This window comes from Pseudomonas sp. ATCC 43928, assembly GCF_005938665.2.
Classification (GTDB): domain Bacteria; phylum Pseudomonadota; class Gammaproteobacteria; order Pseudomonadales; family Pseudomonadaceae; genus Aquipseudomonas.
Genome location: NZ_CP041753.1, coordinates 4,206,403 through 4,225,634, shown reverse-complemented (window position 1 = coordinate 4,225,634; position 19,232 = coordinate 4,206,403). Strand labels below are relative to the sequence as shown.

The window sequence follows — 19,232 nt, the reverse complement described above, 5'->3', positions numbered from 1 at the left end:
CTATTGCTTGCCCACTGCGGCAGCGAGCAGCGGCGCCACCTGTTCATCGGTCAATGCGGCGTGGACTTCCATGTTCATGAGGTCGCTCCATTCCAGCACCCACTTCTGAATCGCCACTGGATCACTGGCCTCGGCAATGCCCACGCCGCTGGAGCCGCCGACGGCATGCCAGCGCCCCAGCATTTTGACGCCTGCGGGTGGGGCGCCACCGGTCTTGAGAAAACGTTCGATCGCGCTGTTACGTTGCTGCGGACTGATGGACCAACGGACCATGAATAACATCTGCCACCTCCTGCTACGGACTGGCACCTTTGATCTTCGCGTTCCTGGCTGGCGCCGGGGCCACGGTCACGCCTGAGTTTCCAGCTGCGTCCTGGCTGGCCTGAAACCTGTTCTCCCATGAGAAGGCATAGCAGCGGACCGTGTCGCGTGTACGACCGCTGATCCTGTTTCAGGGCATTCGAATGAACGTATCGGGATAACGGTGCAAGCCATCAGGTATCAGGCATCACGCAACAAGTCGTTGGCATTGAGCAGCTCGTAGGCAACTTCCGGGTGCTTCTCCAGCCCTCGGCGAATGGCCGCCGGGATCGACTGACGGGTTTTGCGGCACAGGCCCGGCAGTTCGCCCAAGGTGATATTGATACCGCGCATGGTGCGCACTTCATTGAAGCCCGGAGCGATCTCCACGCGCAGACCCAACTGCTCATACATTCGCCGTTGCAGACGCTCCAGGTCGCTCAGGCTCTGGAGGTTTTCCAGGCGTTCGATCAGGCGTTTCTCTTCCGACTGGGTCAGGCTCAGGATGCGCAGGTCCGTGCCGGGGGTTTCCAACAGCTGCTCACGCTCGCAGATGCAGGCACCGGGAGGGCAGGGTTGGCGGATCGGAAGAGAGGTCGTCATGGGGTTCAATCATAGAGCGCTATGATCGGGTTTGCCCATGGGGTTGTTGTGGCGTTGAGAGTGGTGTTTTCCGTCGATGCAACACGCCGCCTGTTTACACAGTGCCTAGTGTGTTGCATCGACCAGTTGAATCTATTTTATCTGCACAATCACCGGACCTTCCGTCACGATCGGCGGTTTCACTTGAATATGCGAAGCATTTTTCTGAATCCAGTCGCGCGCCACTTTCAAGCTTGCATCGGTGCCGGTCTTGTCTTTGCAAACCGTCACCGCCGTGCCGCCATCACCCGTGTTGAGCAGTGTGTAGCTTTCGATGCCAGGCACTGTCCGCAGGGCCGCTTCGACATCGGCATTGCGCTTTTCCAGAAACTCGAAAAGCTCCTTTGCGCCAGCACCCAGGTAGGTTCTTATAACTGCATACATAGTCGTCTCCTTCGGGAGTACCGTCTTGATGCCAATCCAGATCCGCTGATGGCCGCCATCACTCCGGTATCAGTTCACCCCCGATTTATTCAGCTTAGCCAAACGTCGGTGACAAGCGACATGCCACGACCACCGGCCACTTTTGGCAGGCTAGCGACGGTTGGTGGCGACCGTCGCTGGGCGGATTTACACCTCTGTCGGTTCTCAGGGGCTTTACTTCTAGTCAGGCCCTGTATGTACAGAGAGGAGAGCACAATGAGCAACGAACAGGCGGCACCCGAAACGCAAGGTGTTACGGTGAAGTTACTGGCAACGGTTGACCTTGGCCCCGAGATCGAAGGCATGGCAGGGCGCCAACTTAGAATGCGCATGGTGACCATCGAGCCTGGAGGCGTCTTTGGGCCGGTTCACAACCATAAAGACAGACCCGGCACCGTTTACATACTGCAAGGAACCATCACCGACCATCGAAATGGCGTCGCCACGGACTATGGGCCGGGCGTGGGTTGGCCCGAGGACAGGAACACCACGCACTGGCTTGAGAACCGGGGCACGATCGCTGCGGTGGAGATCTCGGTCGATATTGTCAGGCAGGAGTAAGTTCAGGTCCGACATCCAGCACGGTCGGAACTAGAGTCGATTCAATCCGCTAACGGGGCTCCATAATCCGTAGTACCGGGTGCCCGTCGATATCCTTGAGCGGAAAATACGAGCGGTGTGTCGCGGTATCCACGGCAACGACATGCGCACGCGGGCCTACGCTGCCATTGCCGATTTTCGTGACCACTGCCCCCTTGACGTGGAACATCGACACAATGCCAGCCTCTCCAGCGACATAAAGTGTGTTCAGCACTGGATCGAACGCAAGCACATCGGGGGCTCCCCCGGTATCGAACGCCTGGATAACCCGCATGGTGTGCATGTCCAGTACGAGGAGCTTGTCATTACCTTCGCACGCGATAAAGGCAAGCCGGTCACGCGGATTGATCAACAAACCATGATTGCCACGTGCCCCCGGCAGATCAATGCGCGCCACGATGTGGTCGGTCACGGGATCGATTTCGATAAGTTGCCGACGAGTCTGGATATTGACGAAGACGTGTCGTGATATGGGGTCATATTGTGTATTGCCGACTTCACCTCCCAGTGGAATTGTCGCAACACGAGTGTTCGTGTCCACGTCGATCACCGTTTCGGTCTCGCCGTTTTCGTTCGATACGTAAAGCTTGTGAAGGTCAGGCACATAAGCCATGCCGTCTGGATAGATGCCGCCTGGTATGCGACTGACAATTGCCAGGGTCGCTTCGTCTATCGCAACGATTTCGTTCGTACCCGTCGCCGAAGCGTAGACGCGTGACAACTCAGGAATAACGAGCACGCCGTGTACCGACGAGACGTTCGCAATGCGCCCGACAACGCGGGACTCGCGCATGTCAAAGGCGATAACTTCACCGTCACCAAGATGAGCGATGAACATCAGGTTGCGCTCTGGATCGTAGCTCTCGTAGTCGAGCCGAGTGGCGCCACCGGGCAATGGAATGTCGGCGACGTGCTTCAGAGGCAGGTCGTTAGCCGGCAACTCGTCGGCGGCCTGACAGTAGCGAAGGCTTGCGAAGTCCATGACGGCTAGCGCAGTCAGCAGGATCGCGAAGACTGGCAGAGTGAAACGTCGATTGTCTCGTATGTTCATGAGGTCTTCTTCTGCTCGGACAAGGCGGGTTCAACCGCCTCGCCCAAGTCTCAGCAATGCGCAGATCAGAATGTGCAGTGTTTCACTGATCATGAGCCCAGTTCCGGGCTGGACCGCCGTGTGGACGCCTCTCACATCTGAGGAGGCCAATTATGCGACTCGCCCTGACATTCCTTGCACCAGGCATACAGGGCGTCATACAGGATCAAACCATGTGCCAGCATTTCGTGGTCATCGGCATAACTATGCGATAGTCCCAGCGAAATCGCATAGAGCCCAGCCGATTGCGGTGTCAGATCCAGGCGGGAGGTATCGGCCCCACGCACGATCCTGGCCAGATACTGTAAGGCTGGATCAGTGAGGCGGTACTTCTTCAGAAACGCATCAAAGCTGCACAGCTCTCCTTCGTGGGTAAGCTCAACACCCGGAATGTCATAAGGCGTTGCGTCTTTCTCTGCGGCCACCGGCAAAACCTCTCTGCTGGGCACGTACAAGAACTCGGCCTCAGGGTCGATAAAACGGGTGATCAGCCAGGGACAGGCAATGCGATCAATTTTGGGTCGTTCACGGGTAATCCACCTCATGGAACACCTCCTGCCTAACTCAGTAGGCTGGGTGATCTGGCAGGCCCGGTGCCCGCCAGAAAATAGTTGATCATTGCGCGCTCTAGCGCAGTAAGTGCACAGTCAAACCAACGAGTGCGCAGGCCATCAATACTTGAATCACGCCGCGCTTGAAGCGGAACAAGGCAATCGCCGCCGCAATCGCGATCAGCGCGGAAGGCCAGTCCAGGTTGCCGCTGAACCCTTTGGGCCAAAGAACGTGATAGCCGAAGAAACACGCCAGATTGAGAATCACCCCAACCACGGCGGCAGTAATCCCGGTAAGCGGTGCGGTGAACTTGAGTTCATTGTGAGTCGACTCCACCAGCGGGCCACCTGCGAGGATGAACAGGAACGAAGGCAGGAAGGTGAACCAGGTCACCAGCGTGGCCGCGACGGCTCCGGCCAGAAACACCTGATCGGCGCCGAACACCTGCGAGACATAGGCGCCGACAAAGCCGACGAAAGCCACCACCATGATCAGCGGCCCCGGTGTGGTTTCCCCCAGCGCCAATCCGTCGATCATTTGTGTCGGTGTCAGCCAGCCATAATGACCGACCGCGCCTTGGTAGACGTAGGGAAGCACTGCATAGGCGCCGCCAAAGGTCAGCAATGCGGCCTTGGTAAAGAACCAGCCCATCTGAGTCAAGGTGCCTTCCCAGCCAAAGAGTACGGTCAAGACCCCCATCGGCAACGCCCACAACGCTGCGCCGATGAGTGCCAGCAGCGCCAGTTTCAACCAGCTGAACCGGGCATGCTCAGGGGACGGGGTGTCGTCATCGATCAATGCTGGGCCGAAGGACTTTTTGGCGGCGCTATGGCCCCCGGTCCTGAATTTCTCGGGCGCCAGGCGGCCTCCTGCATAACCGATTAACGCGGCTCCCAGCACGATCAGCGGGAACGGCACATTGAATGCGAAGATCGCGGTAAATGACGCCGCCGCCATAGCCCACAGCCAGTTGTTCTTCAGCGCGCGCGAGCCGATTCGATGGGCCGCCTGCACGACGATGGCCGTCACGGCGGGCTTGATGCCATAGAAAAGCCCGGCCACCACCGGGACTTCGCCGAAGGCGATATACATCCAGGACAGCGCGATCAGGATGAACAGTGAGGGCAACACAAACAGCCCCCCGGCGATCACCCCACCCCAGGTTCGATGCATCAACCAACCGATATAGGTTGCTAGCTGCTGAGCCTCCGGCCCTGGCAACAGCATGCAATAGTTGAGGGCATGCAGAAACCGCCGCTCGGAAATCCAACGCCGTCGCTCTACCAACTCCTGGTGCATGATCGAGATCTGTCCTGCGGGCCCGCCAAAGCTAATGAATCCCAACTTCAGCCAGAACCAGAACGCCTCACGCAAACTGATCGGTTCAGGCCTCGACAGATCCTCTTCTACAGCTGATGGGGAAGCCTTAATCATTGGGATGTTCCTCTTTCACGAACTCGGCGAGCAGGCCGTCAAAGATGGCGCTGGCAGCAGCCAACAAGTGGTCGTCATGGGCAATGGTTTCGCGTAGCCCTGCCAGCACCCGTTCGATGCCGGCAGCCTCCACCGGCTGAATGCCACCGATATCGAGGTAATGCACCAGTGCGGCGATGCGGCTCAGGCCCGGCTCTTGAAGTTCAAAGCTGGCTTGCAGGGTTTCAAAGGTCACGCGATTGCCGACATGACTGAAAGTTGCGTCATCGAAGTCGAAACCCAATGCATCGGCTGGGCACTCCTGTGGAGTGTTCAGCCAAAGGATCTGAGCCTGCGGATCAATGAAGCGTCGAATCAACCAGGCGCAAGCCAGGCGGTCGATCCATGGGCGTTTACGCGTTGCCCAGACACGACATTGATAATCGCCAAGGCTCAGCGCCGTGATTGGCTGGTCGTGGCTATGCGGCTCATCCGCAGACAGCGCTCTGCTGACCGCTGTCTCAAGCTCCTGCAACGCCAAGTCGACCTGCTGCTTCGGCTTGCCTGAAAAGTAATCGATGCTGGTCAGCTGATCGTAGGCTTTACGCAGTTTGCGAATTTGCTTGGTGGTGACCAGCGCATTCTCGGCATTGAGCTGTGCCCGGCATGCTTCGATCTCGGCGCCTAGCTTGCTGTAATCATCGCTACGGTCGAACAGCTCAATAAAGCGTTCACCGTCAGGATCAACGACAGGCAGGACGTAGGCGGTGCCGTTGATGGCCAGGATGTCGCGCTCGACAGACGTTAGCGCTTCTCGACAGGCAGCGGTATCCGGTAAAAGGTAGGCGCCATCGCGTAAGACCGCCGCTCCGGAGGCTTTTAGTGCGCGCCAGGCACGCATGCGTTCGGTGGCATTGGCGGTCGGCAGACCTAATATCAAAGCTAGCCAATTTTTCATGTAACGTTTTCTACGATTTATGTAGGTCTTGCTACTTTATTCCTGATTCAGGCCATGGGGAAGCGCTCCTTCAGAAGTAGGGCGGCAAACGACCCTGAACGGTCATTCATTTTTGTTTTTCACCGTGCGAGCTAACAGGACCTGCCCATCCCAATACGCATCCGCCATTCCTTCGGTCCGGGAAACGAGCCGCCCACCCTCAAGAACGGCCGCTAGCATTCTGCGCGGTGTATTCGCATCGGGTTGTGTTGACGTTAACGTGACGAGGGCCAGGGGATGATAGAAACGCTCCTCGACAACCGAGCCAATCCACAGCGGCATAGTTCGCCCGTTTGTGAGCTCGATATCGACGATCCACAATCGAAGCACCAGGCGCGAACCGGCAGATCCATCATCGTTATACGTTCGAATGAGCGTCAGACTGGGAAGGCGACCACTGGCGAAAAGAGGGATGACCGGAAGATCGGCAGGGTCAGCCTGGACGGTAAACCAGTTCAGGGAATTCAACAGTGTCCATGCCGCTGAGGTGCGCCATCCGTTGCGCTGCAGGACATCTTGCAACTCCGGCAGACCACCGGCCCACTGAAACGTCAGTGGCTCATTCGTCTCGCCAGTGAGGTCGATACGCCGCACCGGCAGTTGCTGCCAATCCGACGTCCACCAATCGGTGGCAGCTAAGGTCAACGTTCCCACCTTGACGGCATAACGACTGCTGTCCGTCGTATGGTTACGATAGATATTGAAGCCGCCGGCGAGCAGAAGTGTCACACATCCGAGGGCGAGCAGCCCCGCTGAGCCAATGTGCTCGGCCTGCCGCCGCAGGTAGAAGAGGCTGAGTAGCGCCAGCCAAGCGGATCCGAATGCCAGCCCCCCGAGCACGTCGGAAAGCCAATGTGCCCCGAGGTAGAGGTGCGAGAATGCAATCAGAAATATCAGGGTGGCTGCACCAGGAGCGACCACGAGGCGCCGTGCCGGGCGGGTATCACGCGCGATAAGGAAGGCGAGAAAACCGTATAGCACGACATTGATCGTGCTGTGGCCGCTGGGGAAGGAAAAGGCACTCCACCCGGAATAGAGAGGTTCCGCAGGGAGAGCTCGATACAGCGCTACCTTGATGACTATGGTGAGCCCCGAAGCGCCGGCGATTGCAATCAGCCAATAGGCAGCCGTACGCCAGGCGCGTTTCCACATGAGCCACAGCAAGACAACAATCGTGACCGCCAGCACGACCTTGGTGTCGCCGAGTTCCGTGATGGCGATCATCACCGCATCGCCCGGTGCAGTGCGAAGATCCTGGAGCGCGCGGTATATCGCGCTATCTGCAAGCAGCAACGGGTCACCGTTGATGATGTCCTCAAGGACACCGAAGAAAAGCCACGCGGCACCGACGAGCAGGACCGTCGACAGTGCGAGAGCCCGTGCTTCGGGCCGTGAAGGATCGAGGAAGTGAGTGAGGCTGCGGCTCAGCCAGGTGTCGTGGGCGCCGGTCCAGCCCCGCAACCGCTGCACTGCAACGATGAAGTAGGGGATGCCGCGATGCAGCGCCCAGCGCACGATATGCAGGACCACCCAGCCCACCGCGACTAGAACGGTCAGCAAGATCGCGAGCGGCTTTGCAGCTGCACCGAGAATGCTGAACGTCGCGCCGACGAGCACGCCGGGCAGGATATGCGACGGAGCCCAGGCGAGCGCCGACACGACATTGACGGCATAGAACCGACTGACCGCCATTCCCAGCGTGCCGGCGAGGAGCGGAACGAAGGCGCGGACGCCCGGTGTGAAGCGCGCGAAAAAGATACTTTTATCGCGATGACGGTTGAAAAAGGCTTCGCTGCGCTGAATCAGCTCAGGATGCCGGTTCAGTGGCCAGAGGCCAAGAATCTCGCGGCGGTATCGGTGCCCGAGCCAGAACGAAAGACCATCCCCCGCAATGGCGCCTGACGTGGCGGCGATCAGCAACGGCCAGAGCAATAACACGCCGCTCGGCACCAGGGTGCTGAGCGCAAGAATCACGGCGGTGCCGGGAACGACGACACCGATGATCGGGATTGACTCGGAAAGTGCCAAGAGAAACACGGCCAGATACACGATATGCGGGTGCGCCGTGAGTAACTCGATGATCGATGAGACCAAGGACGTCATGTTTCGCGGCTGCCTATGGAGGACCAGTGGGGCGGCGATCGACACGGGTGTCTGCAATTCCCGTCTGCACAATCAGTTTGCACAACAGACTAAGCATAGCTACTCATTAACTATCGCTTCGCCCACCGGCTGTTTTTGGTCCAGCGTCGAGACTCTCGGGGTCTGTGATGGAGAGCAGCAGACGGCAGGATTGCCTGGCCCTTTGAACTCAAGGAAGTCGAGGAGGTTCTGACTGGGCCACGCTGGCTCTCAGCGCTCTGGCTACCTTGGCTTGAATCTCGTAAGCAGGCGCCTCGACGGCTGTGTAATCACGGGTATAGCGAGTGGAAAACTCCCGAACTCCCCATTGCTGGTACTGCTGCACGTGCTTCAATTCATGGGCCCACAGCGCGACATTGTTAAGTGCATCATCGGCACTGCGAAAGACGATGATGTCTATCAGGGTGACCGCAGTGACATCGGGATTCTGCAGCATGGTGTTTGCGGCGTTCAGCTCCTCATCATCGCCTACCTTGTAGCGGGCCGAATCAAGCACTTGAATGTCATAGTAGGGTTCGAGTTGGGCTCGGATATTCAGCGGGATTGTCTGAATATCGCCATTTGCCGCGGTGTTGCGCGATTGCACAATCCAACTCTGTAATCCAGTGGAAGCCATTTTGTTCATGCTTTCAAAGATCGGCCCCATTTCCTCTTTGGAGCCTGGAGCACAAAAACAAGTGACCACGCAGGCTTCGTACTGCCCTGCTGGGCAGGCGTAAACAGAAAACGAAGTGCCAACGGAAAAGAGCAGTGCCGATAGCCGGAAAGCTTGACGTAAAAAGACAGCTGACAATTGGTTCTCCCAGAGGTAGTGGCGGTCGGCAGGTGATGCTTCTGGTAGCTCGCACCTGGTGTTCAACCGCGTGTTGGACCGTTGCGGCCACCGTTTGTTGCCTTCACAGCCCACAGCTTTTTCAGGCCAGCACCGACCAAGTGCTGGCTGCAAGTACCGCACGCGCCACATCGCTTGGATCGGCCACTTGACGATATCCTGCTACGGGCGGCGTTACCCGACTCTGTGCCGGCGCATTCAAACGCCAGTTCGGCACGTCACCCGGCACTTGGCGCAGACAATCAGCATGAGAAGATCCGGAGCCGATGGAGACTCACTCAGCTGCATTCGGCATGCCATGATCTATACTCGCTCGTCAGTTGTATTCCTCATGCCTAGAAGTTTGCCGTTGGGCGGATTGATCTCTTCCTTCAGGAGAGTTTCGTATGCCAGATGACGCCAATTTTGAAGCGCCCGTCGCGCCCGATGTAAGCGGTGTAACGGACTTGCCCCCGGAAATGATTCAACAGTTGAAGGTGCGATTGACAGACGCGGCCAAGTTGCATGATGTCTTGGCCGATCCGATCATGTTTAACGGCGGCACTATCCTGGTGTTGCTGTTGACGACACTGGCGACGCTGTTACCCGCTACAAACTTTACTTGGGTGGCACCTTTGTGTTCTGCGCTCGCCGGGTTGTTCGTCGCAATGGAGCGAGCCCTCGGATTCGGTGCCCGTTGGCGTTATCACCGTGAAATGCGTTTTGCCTATGAATCAATTATCGACATGCTGGATTTTCTTCCGGTAATTCCCGCCTCCGAGCGCCCGAAATATATCCGCGATATCTTTTCGGCATTGTATGCGGTTCGATCTCGGGAGTCGGCGATCCCGAATGCAGGGACTAATTCGGCACCTACTTGATTACGATTCCAGACTACCTGCTTCGCTGCGGCTCAACCGGGGGGGCTTCAGTCGGCTTCATATTTTTTAGGCGTCGGTTAGCCACGACGTTATAAATGGCTGCTTTGCGATTCACCGCACCAGTTGCTCCAGCAACTCAGGCGTCACGTAGTGCGGTCCGTCGAACAGGTAGAGCGGATAACCGTCATAGGCCGCGAGTTGCGGTTTGAGTTCGGCCGCGGTCGCGGAGCGGAATCCGCCGCCGAAGTTGGGGCGAAAGGCTTCGACGATGATTCGCACACGGTCCTTGCCCAGGCGCTGGCGCATGGCGTCGGCGTAGGTTCGGGCCACCGGTGCGGTGCGGGCGTAGACGCCGACGCCATCCTGGAAGAACACGCCGATGTCATCCGGCAGCCATTGCTTGAGCCAATCGGCGGTGGCGGCGGGGCCGATGTTGGCGCCGTCGTAAACACTGATCCATAACGGTCGCGGCAGCTTGGCCAGCAGGGCGGGCAGTTCTTTGGCGCGGGTCCAGCTGGGGTCGACTTCGGCCGGGAAATACCAGCCGGTGACGTGTAGCGGCGTAGGCAATTTGGCGATGCGTTCCGAGACAGCGGCCAGTTGCTCGATGTTGTCCCGTGAGCGGTTCTCGCTGAAGTAACCGGCCAGCCCGAGAATGACATCCTGCGCCCAGGGCGCCTTGGCGATACGGGGCCAGTCAGGCAACACCGGCACGGTGGGCAGGCCGGTACCGGGAACGAATGCCTGATCGTCGACGACGGTCCATTGCACCAGCAGCTCATGGGCGCCGAGTTTTTCCCAGTGGCCGTTGATGCCGACGGTCTTGTTGTCCGGCTGCCAGACGATGCCGACAATCCCCGGCTTAAGAGCCTTGGTGTGTGTCACGTAGAGCATGCTGGAACCTGCGCCGAGGGTAGCGATAAGCAACAGGGCGACAACGGTCGCGCGACTGGCGGTATAGCCAAAGATTTTCACAGGGCTGCCTTTTTCAGGGGCGGGGGATATGCCCACGTCGAGGGCAGGTTAAACCCCAGGCACAAATAAACTCGAACGTTCATACCAGTCCTCAATAGGAATACGTCAGGCGAGCGAACACGCCTTGAGCGCGGTCATCGCCCAGCACCTTCACGCGGTACTGCAGAGAAAAATCCACATAGGAGCGTGGGGCGTTGTAGGCATCTTCGCGGAACCAGTAACGGACGTTGTTGCCGACGCCGATGCCTGCGGCCTTGCCGGATGATGAGCTCGTGCTGCCGTCGGTATCGGTCTCGCTGTTCATCTTTGAGTCATAGTCGAATGCGGCCACGACATGGGGGAAGCTCACCCAGTGTGAACCTGCGCCGCCGATGGCGTAACTGCGGCCGACCTGCCATTCGCTGTTGAAATAGTCACGCGAGTCATTGATGTAATGACCGCCTTCAGCGAACAACTGCGAGGTCCACCAACTGGAGGTATCGACCCGCAAATCGGTCCCGATACTTGAGCTATAGCCCAGGCGCACCAGCCAGTCACCGTTGACGTCTGACGACCCCAAGGGGAACGTGCGCTCAACGGCGGCCATCACGTTCAACGCCGTGAACGGTTTGACCCGCACACCAACGGCGCCTTGCAGGGCATCGATACCGCTAGCCGAATCGCTGTTCTTGCTCCATAGCGTGTCGGTGACGCGACCGTAGAGTTCGACAAAACGTGCATTGCGATAGCCCAACGGGCGCCAGGACAGTTCGGTGCTGTTTTGCAGGCTGTCGTTGCTGTTACTGCCGCTGCTCGGCGCTGAACTCAGACCGCTGCTGGAACTGTTGCCGCGATAACTGGTAGTGCTGATCAAGCCCCAGGTACGCGACACATCGGCCACCGCGCGACGGGTGTCGAAGAGCTGCTGCGGGGACATGTCGAGTTCACCGGCATTTTTTGCGTCGATGACTCGCTTGAAATAGGTGACGGCTTGCTCATCGTCATTGACCCGCATGGCGTTGTAGGCGGCATCCTGCGTTGCCGTCGGTGAGAGCCGGCTGCCAGCATCGGCCTTGCGAAACGATTCACGGGCGCGGTCATCGTCGCCGGCCTGGACCGACAAGTAGGCGATCTGCAGGTCGCTCATCGCTTCCAGTTCGCCGGTGTCCCGCGCCTGTTGCAGCCGTTCGCGCGCAGTTCTTCTCTGGCCGATGGCGGCATACAGACTGGCCTCTTCGTAAGCCGGCAAGCTGCCCAGGGCCAAGGCCTGGGTAAAATCCTGGCGTGCCCCGGTATCGTCCCCCGATTGCTGACGCAAGTAGCCGCGCTGGCTCAGCAGCCGGGCGTCATCGCCATTGGCCTTGAGACCGGCGCTAGCCGCCGCGATGGCTTCGGGCACATGCTTCAGGTCGGTCAGGGCTCCGACCAACAGGCGTCGATACGCCGGGTTGTGCGGCGCGCGGCCGACGGCTTGGTTCGCCTGGGCAACCGCCGTTTCGAAGTCCTTGCGGGCCAGGGCCGCGTAGGCCTGGGCGGCGAGGTCGGTTCCGTCGTCGCGTTGGTTGCCAGGCCAGATATCACACACCAGGCCGAAGGCCGTTTCCTGACAGTTCAGGGCTGGAGCAGGGACGTGAGCGGCAGTGTTCAGATCCCCATTGTTTTTCTGCCGCAGCGCCACTCGTGCGGCGCTGCGTCGGCGGGCTATTTCGCCACCTTCATCGTCGACCAGTGGCTGCAAATCATCGAGCGCCTGCTGAGGCTCGCCATGGGCCAGTGCGGTGTCGGCGGCGAAGAAGCGAATGTTGCGGACTTGCGCTTGCGGCAGGCCATCGATGGCCAGGGCCTGCTTCAGGTCAGTTTGAGCGGCTTGAGTCTTACCCTGCCGATCAAGGGCGTAGCTGCGCAGAATCCACGGTGCGATTTCCCTGTCATCCTGTGCCAATGCAGCGGACGCGGCTTGCTCGGCCCCAGGGTAATCGTTGGCGGCGAGCAGGGCGCTGATCAGCAGTTGCTGGTTGGCGCCGATTTCCGGGGCCCAGGCGACGGCTTTTCTGGCCTGGTCCACAGCCAGCGGCACATGGCCTTGCTGCAGGGCGCGATAGCCCTGAACCGCCAGCGGCACCGCCAGTTGACGACGAATCGCTGTGCGCCGTATCAGCAACGCGTCGTCCTTCGGGAACACCGCAAGCGCCTGGGTGGTGGCTTGATCCGCTTCCTGCAGATGCGGTTGGCGCTGCAACGACTCGATCAGCAGCAGTCGATAGTCCATGCGTTTGGGCGCCTGAGCGATGGCCTTGCGTGCGGCCTGGGCAGCAGCGCCGAAGTCATCGCGGTCATAGGCTGCGAAGGCCTGGGCAGCGGCGCCGAAGCCCGGAGCCTGACGTGATTGCGGGTAGCGCCTGGGATGATCACGCAGGTCCTTGTCGCGCTGAGCCAGCACAATCAGCGTGTTCAAACGCTGGATATCGGCGCGCTGACGTAGGGCTTCGCGAGCCTTGGCGATGGCCAGGTCATAGTCTTTGCGCTCGTAAGCGCTGTACGCCTCGTTGGCGGTTACATAGGCCGGACCGGTCAATGGCAATGGCAGCGTCTGGGCATGAGCAAACGCAGGTATCAGGCTCAGCCCCGTGGCCATGAGGGTCAGTAAGGGGCGATTCATGCAGGAAGCTCCGCAGGGTAGTGGCTGTGCTGACGTGCCACGGCTTTTTCGATGGTGGCGCGAGGCAGAACGCCGCTGTCGACCAGATAGTCGCCAATGCGGCCATGATGCTGCGGGCGGTACTGCAACATCGCGCGGCTGAACACATCGCGATCCAGCAGGCCCATTTCGATCAACAGGTCGCCCAGCAATGGCGCTCGGGCATCCGGCACGGATTGGCCTTCGCGCACGTTCAGTTGACGCAATTGCGCGACGATTTCGCTCTCCCGGGCAATCAGCTGCACCGGTTCGCTGCCCAGTTCTTCGCTGACCTGTTGCAGGCCTTCGGCCGGCAGTGGGCTGGCCACGGCGACTTGCGCACAGCCGTCGGCATTCAAGCCAAGCGGCACCACGCGCCAGCGCAGGGCGAATTCATCGTCCAGCGTCTGGTTCGAATCCCGCGCCTTGGCGGCCACATCGAACACCCGCGGCAAGTCGTTCTGAAAGGCGATGGCTTCCGCGAGCGTTTCGTCGTCCAGCCAGCCGTTGCTGAGCAAAATCCGCCCCAATGGCATGTGCCGGGTTTTCTGTTCGACGAGAGCATTTTGCAGGTCGGTTTCGTTGATCGCCTGCCAGGACAGCAACACGCTGCCCAGTTTGCGCGGTGCGGCAGCGACCAGGTCGGTGGACGGGAAGTCGTGCATGGTCTTGTCCCACACCAGTTTGCGGTTCAGCGCCTTGCCAACCAGGAACATGCGCCAGGCCCGTGACGCGGCCATGAAGTTGACGAAGTTGCCCACCACCATGCGCGGGATCGACAGCAAACCATGCTGCCAGCCGTATAGCACGGTGGTGAAATAGCAGCGATGCGCGATGCGCCAGGCCAGCGCGAGACCGTTGGCCAGCAGCAGGTACTGGATAAAACCGTTGGTTTCAAACGGCGTCGGGAAACTCACGTCCCACAGTCCGCTCTGGCGCAAAACAATCAGGCCCAGCAACTGCACCAGAATCACGTAGGCGATGATGCTGACGAACGCCGTCACTACGCCTTTGCGGTCACGAAACAGTAGATAACGGTTGGCCAGCGAGCCGCTCCAGCCCATTTGTTCCCAGCCTTGCAGCCCGATGCCCAATGTCCAGCGGGCCTTCTGGCGGAACGCGGTGCGGAAGGTGTCGGGAAAGAATTCGCGCACGCACAACGGCATCCTCAGGGTCGATTCGTAAGGCTTGCGAAACCATGATTTGCGCAGCACGCGAAACTGCACCGGGAAGCGCACGAAGATCGCATTCATACCGACCTTGGCCAGGCGTGCGCCGACGTCGTAGTCCTCGGTGAGGCTGTCGGTGTTGAATGGCTGGTTCTGGGTTTCCCCGGCCAACACTTGCAAGGCACGATGTGAAAAACAGGTGCCGACCCCGGCAGATGGCACGGTATCGGTCATGCTTTCTCGCACCACCAGATCCTTGCCATGCCATTCGGCGAATTCGTCCATGTAGGTGCCCGCCACCCATTCGTACCAGTTGCGCTCCAGCGAAACCACGGGCAACTGGATCATGTCCTTGCGCGGCAGCAAGTAGTTGAACAGGCGCAATTCCAGCGGGTGCAGCACGTCTTCGCTGTCGTGCAGCACGACGCCGGCGAAGGTCATGCCGTGGGTTTTCTCGTGCAGGAAAATCGCCTGGATCACCCAGTTCAGGCAGTCGGCCTTGCAGGTCGGCCCGGCATGCGGGACTTCCACGCGATGCAGCTGCTTGTAGCGCCGACGCATGCGCTCCACTTCATCGATGGTGCGTTGGTCGTTGATGTAGGTGCCGACAAAGACCACATAGTTCTGGTAGTCCAGGGTCGACACCATGTTCTCGATCATCGGCGCGATGACGTCGTATTCCAGCCAGGCCGGAACCATGATTGCCAGCGGTTGTTCATCCCGGGCCATCAGTTGCTCGGCGGTCAGCGGCCGGTACTTGCGACCCACGGTGAATTTGCGGAACAGGCGACGAGACCAGTACCACAGGTCAATGAACAGATCGTCCAGGCTGGAAATCAGAATCAGCACCGCGACCACGATGGTCGAGGTCTCCAGGAAGCTGTAGTAGTGGGCCAGCCAATAGGGCCAATAAAGCGACGTCATCGAGGGTTACCGTTACTGGCGATTGCGACGGGCGTTACGGCCGGCCAGCAACAGGATGAGGACCAACAGGATGCCACCGGGAATCAGCCACAACAGCGACGGTGTGCGCCAGGCGTCCAGCCCCTTGGGTTCTTCGTGGTCGATCAATTGGCTGCCACTGGGGTCCTGGGTGTCGAAGGTGGTCAGCGTGCCGTTGTCACCGAGGATGGCGACGTCGCCGCGGCTCAGCAGAATCTGCCTGGCGAAGCGGGGGGCGTCGGCGCCCAGTGTGCGATAGACCAGACCGTGTTGGCCGCCGCTCTCCACGGCTTGCAACGAAGCCAGGTGGTTGAGGGGATGCACGTCGAGCAACACCTGATCCTTGTGATTGATGCGCAGGCGGCCCTGCTCGTCGACCTGCACCGACTCTTTGCTGTCCTTGATCGGCAACTCGAAGGCCAGGAAGGCTTTGTCTGGCGTGACTGAGACTTTCGGGTCTGCGCTGATATTCAATTGCGCACGCAGCGGCGAAACACCGGCGGCGTCAGCCACCGAAATCACCTGCGGCAAACTGCTTGCCGGGTGTTCGAGGTAGGCCTGCGGCACGAGGATCTGCGCGTTCACGGCAAAGCGTGCAGCCATGCCGGAGAAGTCATCATCCAGCGCAGTCTTTTCCAACACGATATGGCTGGTCGGCAGCACCGAGACCGGGAAGGCTTGTGGCGTTTCGAGGCAGCGATCACTGACCGGCTGGCGCTGGAACGACACACGCAGCACGTTGGTCGAGCCCACGGCGTAACGTGGTATCCGCGCTTCAATGCGTTGCTTTTCTCCGTTGGCCACGAGCTGTTGTGCGCCAATCAGATAATCGTTGAGAAACAGCGAGGCCACCGGCGCGGTGTCCGAGGCGCCGGGTGCGGCGGACACATCGATCACCGCCTTCACCGGCAGACGTCCGTCGTAGGCCACGCTGCCCAGAGGGAACGAGGTGCTCCAGTCGGATTTTGCCAGCACGTCGATCGCGCCGGTTTTGCCGCCCAGGCGCGACAAGGCCACACGGCCGTCGGCGCTCAATGGCAACTGTGCTTCGCTGACGGTCAATTGGCGGCTGCGTGCCAGTGTGTTCCAGGCCGAGCTGAACAAGGCCAAGGCCTTGCCGGTCGCTTGCGGCGCGATCGTCAGCACCGGGCGTGTCCCCAGCAATGCCAGTCGCACATTGTCCGTGCCGGTGGCGGCCAGGCCTGCATTGATATGCCGTACACGCCATTGCGCGAAGGCGCTGGCTGCGGTGGCGTCGAGACCTTGAATCTGACTTTGCAGCGCATCCAGAGACTCATTGACGGCCTTGAGCAGTTGCGGGTCGTTGATGGCCAGATCCGCCTGGACGTTCGGGGTTTGCCCCAACATCAGCAGCGCGCCGATTTGCGCCGGGTTCTCCAGGACGTGCGGGCCTTTGCCGCTGAGGCTGGCGAACGCTGGAATAGTTTGCAGCTCGGCCGGGATACGCAGGCCGGTCAGGTCAACGCTGTCCTGTACGGCAGGATAGGGCAGGATGTGGCTGTGCTTGCCGATCCGTTCCAGTGCCACGCCCAGACGCCAGGCGGCGTCGTAGCTTTCGGCGGTTAGGGTGCCCGGCGCGACCATGATCCCCGGTTTGCCGGGCAGTGCCGTCCAGGCTGCACCAACGTCCTGTAACTGGCTGGCGTCGTAGCTGTAGTTGAGGCGGGTGTCCGGTTCGATACGCAATACGTTGCCGATGGCGCGTTCGTCTTCGCACAACACGCGGGACACGATCGACGACCAGGCAATACCCAGGCGCACCGAACCGCTGTCACGCGCGGTCTTGTCCACGCCCAGCGTGGCGCTGGCGTCACCTTGAGCTTCGCTGAGCCCTTCGGCGTGCACCGGATAACCGTCCAGCGACAGCAGCAAGGTGTTGCGGCCGCCTTCGCCGTTGAGGTAGCTGGCGTCGAAATTCAGCGTGGCATCGGTCAGTGGTACACCCGCCGGCACGGGTAAATACAATTCGCGCCGGGCATCGGTGGAACCCAGGATGATGGGGGCGTCGATCCCCAGATCGCTCAAGCGGATCTCACGCTCTTGCCGAGTGTCGGCGTTGAGTCGGTTGATCGCCTGGGTGAGCGGGCTGTCCGCGGCCAAGGCGAAGGTCGGCATGAGCGCGAGCAGGCTCACGCCACAGGCAAGGGCGCTGAGCGCACCCGTATGGATGGCAACGGAAGGCTTCATTCAGGTAGATCTCGAGCTGATAAGGGGAGGAGCGGTTCGGTTTAGAGAGAGGTGAAAGCCGGGTAATTTTCCTCGGGCACAGGCACCGCTGTCGGGTAATGCAGGAACTTGGGCAATGACTGCCGAGCGACGACGAACTCATCGACCGGACGACCCATCAGCGCGTCGACGATGCGCGCACTGGCGCAGCCATCGCCGTATGGGTTGGCCGCCTGGGAGCATCGGCGCCATAGCAACTCGTCATCGAACAACGCGTTGACACCCGCGATGATCGAGTCCGGCGAGGTCCCGACCAGGCGCACAGTGCCCGCCGCGACCGCTTCGGGGCGCTCGGTAACGTCACGCATGACCAGCACGGGTTTACCCAGTGAGGGGGCTTCTTCCTGCACGCCACCGGAGTCGGTGAGGATCACGTGTGCCCGTTGCATCAGGCGCACGAAAGCCATGTAGTCCAGTGGCTTGATCAGGTGCACATTGGGCAGGTCGCCCAACTGCTCGGTGACCGGGCCCATGACATTGGGGTTCAAGTGCACCGGATAGACGATCTGGATGTCGGCACGCCGGGCCAAATGGCTCAGGGCCTTGCAGATGTCGAGGAAGCCTTCGCCGAAGTTTTCCCGACGATGCCCGGTGACCAGCAATACCTTGCGGCCGGGTTGCAGGAACGAGAATTGCTCATCCAGGCCTGCACGCAGGTCAGCGTCCTGTTCGATGCGCTGCGCGGTCATCTGCAAAGCGTCGATCACCGTGTTGCCGGTCACGAAAGAGCGCCCCTGCAAACGCTCGTCGAGCAGGTTTTTTTGCGACTCGTGGGTCGGCGCAAACAGCATGTCCGCACCCAGGTCGATGCAGCGACGATTCATTTCTTCCGGCCACGGGCTGTAGATGTCACCGGTGCGCAGGCCGGCTTCCACATGGCCGACCGGAATGCGTCGATGGAATGCAGCCATCGCGGCCACCATGGCCGAAGTGGTGTCGCCATGTACCAGCACCCGGTCCGGCTGGGCCACTTCCAGCACCGGATCAATCGCCTCGTAAAGCGCCGCGGTCAGCGAATTAAGCGTCTGGTGCGGCGTCATCACATCGAGGGTGTAATCGGCCTTGAGGTTGAACAGATCCAGCACCTGTTTAAGCATGCTTTGATGTTGGCCGGTGATGCATATCTGCGAATGAATGCCAGGTTCCGCAGCGAGGGCTTTGACTAAAGGCGCCATCTTGATGGCTTCAGGACGGGTACCGAAGATCGAAAGGACTTTAAGCCTTGAATGATGGCGGACGATGATGCCTTCCTCGCGCAGTTCTAGTGCGCAACACAAAAGCTGCCCCAAGTTATATTGAAACTTGAGCCACGCTAGCGTTATTTGAGTTTAGTAAAGGCCGGGATAGTCAGCGTGAGCGCTGATGTTCACTTCATGTGAGAGGGGACGTCGC

The 19,232-nt window shown here is 59.9% G+C and carries 16 protein-coding genes; 2 read left to right on the top strand and 14 right to left on the bottom strand.

Going from position 1 to position 19,232, the window contains the following annotated elements; genetic code table 11:
- The 3 genes from FFH90_RS19315 to FFH90_RS19305 form a co-directional block, all read right to left on the bottom strand.
- Complete coding sequence (locus FFH90_RS19315; RefSeq protein WP_018925598.1) at positions 1-282, bottom strand: DUF3303 domain-containing protein; 282 nt, start codon at positions 280-282, stop codon at positions 1-3.
- Positions 283-501: 219 nt separating this feature from the next.
- Complete coding sequence (locus FFH90_RS19310; protein WP_007937009.1) at positions 502-903, bottom strand: hypothetical protein; 402 nt, start codon at positions 901-903, stop codon at positions 502-504.
- Positions 904-1,035: 132 nt separating this feature from the next.
- Complete coding sequence (locus FFH90_RS19305; protein ID WP_018925600.1) at positions 1,036-1,326, bottom strand: hypothetical protein; 291 nt, start codon at positions 1,324-1,326, stop codon at positions 1,036-1,038.
- A gap of 255 nt (positions 1,327-1,581) precedes the next feature.
- Between FFH90_RS19305 and FFH90_RS19300 the strand changes: the two genes are divergently transcribed.
- Positions 1,582-1,926, top strand: a complete 345-nt coding sequence (locus tag FFH90_RS19300; protein ID WP_064618713.1) for a cupin domain-containing protein — start codon at positions 1,582-1,584, stop codon at positions 1,924-1,926.
- 49 nt (positions 1,927-1,975) lie between these two features.
- Here the strand turns inward: FFH90_RS19300 and FFH90_RS19295 are convergent, their stop codons facing one another.
- The 6 genes from FFH90_RS19295 to FFH90_RS19270 form a co-directional block, all read right to left on the bottom strand.
- A complete protein-coding gene (locus tag FFH90_RS19295; protein WP_138867876.1) occupies positions 1,976-3,016 on the bottom strand; it encodes a YncE family protein in 1,041 nt (346 codons plus the stop codon).
- Between the two features lie 131 nt (positions 3,017-3,147).
- Entirely contained in the window at positions 3,148-3,600 is a 453-nt protein-coding gene (locus FFH90_RS19290) for a chromate resistance protein ChrB domain-containing protein (RefSeq protein WP_138867875.1), read from the bottom strand.
- An 82-nt stretch (positions 3,601-3,682) separates the two neighbouring features.
- A complete protein-coding gene (gene chrA / locus FFH90_RS19285; RefSeq protein ID WP_018925604.1) occupies positions 3,683-5,041 on the bottom strand; it encodes a chromate efflux transporter in 1,359 nt (452 codons plus the stop codon).
- Positions 5,034-5,978 carry a chromate resistance protein ChrB domain-containing protein gene (locus FFH90_RS19280; RefSeq protein WP_026286370.1) on the bottom strand — a complete coding sequence of 315 codons (945 nt, stop codon included), beginning with the start codon at positions 5,976-5,978 and terminating at the stop codon, positions 5,034-5,036. Before FFH90_RS19280 ends, chrA begins: the two co-directional genes overlap by 8 nt.
- Positions 5,979-6,080: 102 nt before the next feature.
- Entirely contained in the window at positions 6,081-8,120 is a 2,040-nt protein-coding gene (locus FFH90_RS19275; protein ID WP_138867874.1) for a bifunctional DedA family/phosphatase PAP2 family protein, read from the bottom strand.
- Positions 8,121-8,328: 208 nt separating this feature from the next.
- Positions 8,329-8,952 carry a DUF4157 domain-containing protein gene (locus tag FFH90_RS19270; protein ID WP_225602771.1) on the bottom strand — a complete coding sequence of 208 codons (624 nt, stop codon included), beginning with the start codon at positions 8,950-8,952 and terminating at the stop codon, positions 8,329-8,331.
- 425 nt (positions 8,953-9,377) lie between these two features.
- Between FFH90_RS19270 and FFH90_RS19265 the strand changes: the two genes are divergently transcribed.
- Positions 9,378-9,851: a hypothetical protein gene (locus FFH90_RS19265; RefSeq protein WP_064618699.1), complete on the top strand. Its 474-nt coding sequence runs from the start codon at positions 9,378-9,380 to the stop codon at positions 9,849-9,851.
- Between the two features lie 111 nt (positions 9,852-9,962).
- On the opposite strand, the gene FFH90_RS19260 is transcribed toward FFH90_RS19265, so the two are convergent.
- From FFH90_RS19260 to wecB, 5 genes are all read right to left on the bottom strand, one after another.
- Positions 9,963-10,745 carry a hypothetical protein gene (locus tag FFH90_RS19260; protein WP_225602777.1) on the bottom strand — a complete coding sequence of 261 codons (783 nt, stop codon included), beginning with the start codon at positions 10,743-10,745 and terminating at the stop codon, positions 9,963-9,965.
- A gap of 172 nt (positions 10,746-10,917) precedes the next feature.
- Positions 10,918-13,464 carry a tetratricopeptide repeat protein gene (locus FFH90_RS19255; protein ID WP_138867872.1) on the bottom strand — a complete coding sequence of 849 codons (2,547 nt, stop codon included), beginning with the start codon at positions 13,462-13,464 and terminating at the stop codon, positions 10,918-10,920.
- Positions 13,461-15,575: a glycosyl transferase family protein gene (locus FFH90_RS19250; protein ID WP_138867871.1), complete on the bottom strand. Its 2,115-nt coding sequence runs from the start codon at positions 15,573-15,575 to the stop codon at positions 13,461-13,463. The genes FFH90_RS19255 and FFH90_RS19250 overlap by 4 nt, the downstream gene beginning before the upstream one ends.
- 12 nt (positions 15,576-15,587) lie before the next feature.
- The gene (locus tag FFH90_RS19245; protein WP_138867870.1) at positions 15,588-17,801 is read right to left on the bottom strand and encodes a hypothetical protein; all 2,214 of its coding nucleotides are present in this window, start codon (positions 17,799-17,801) and stop codon (positions 15,588-15,590) included.
- Positions 17,802-17,842: 41 nt separating this feature from the next.
- Positions 17,843-19,081 carry a non-hydrolyzing UDP-N-acetylglucosamine 2-epimerase gene (gene wecB, locus FFH90_RS19240; RefSeq protein ID WP_256663706.1) on the bottom strand — a complete coding sequence of 413 codons (1,239 nt, stop codon included), beginning with the start codon at positions 19,079-19,081 and terminating at the stop codon, positions 17,843-17,845.
- Between the last annotated feature and the right edge of the window lie 151 nt (positions 19,082-19,232).